The sequence below is a fragment of the Vibrio sp. 704 genome (genome assembly GCF_033339295.1).
In genome coordinates this window covers 1-616 of record NZ_JAWOUH010000646.1, presented here as the reverse complement: position 1 = coordinate 616, position 616 = coordinate 1, and the positions used below count along the sequence as shown (strand labels likewise).

The window sequence follows — 616 nt, the reverse complement described above, 5'->3', positions numbered from 1 at the left end:
ATGAGTATTCAAACTCCGCCTCTTTCAAACTCGGGAAAAGTTTATCGAATGACTTCCTTAGAAGATTTTGATAACGAGTTGGTTTATTGAACATCACGTCCACTTGGTTGTTGAAAGAGAACTGATTGCCTCCCTTGCCTAACATGAAGCGACCATCTGGCGTATCGCGGTAGTAATGAACAAAAATACGCGAATCTAACACGCTCGTTCCCGCTTGCCAGCCCGTTTTCCGTAACGACTCACCAAGCGGTTTGGTGATGACCATGTCGGAAGAAACCACCACGATACTGTTTTTGAACTGTGTAAAGTGCTCCACCATCCATGCGTTTAATGCCAGCACGACCTGCTTCGCTTTTATTTGTGCGTCAGGGGTGTACACGGTAGCTGGTTGGCCAAAACCCAATTTGGTCATTTGTGTGTTTTCGAAGATTTCGATCCCCATTTCTAATGCGACTCGGCGCAAACCTCTAGCCAGCAAGGCGGGCTGGACGCTAGCAGCAACCGAAGAATGGAAACCTTCAAGATGACGGGGCGAGCCTGTATTCGCGTGCAGCTCATCTTCTTTGCAGCGACGCCAACTATTGACGCCTAAACGTGAAAGCTCATCGACGACAGG

Annotated in this window: 1 protein-coding gene; it reads right to left on the bottom strand. The window is 48.4% G+C overall.

What is annotated here, in order from left to right; genetic code table 11:
- A partial coding sequence (locus R7R24_RS28280) for an FAD-dependent oxidoreductase (RefSeq protein ID WP_318120392.1) occupies nucleotides 1-616 on the bottom strand: 616 nt, incomplete at both ends.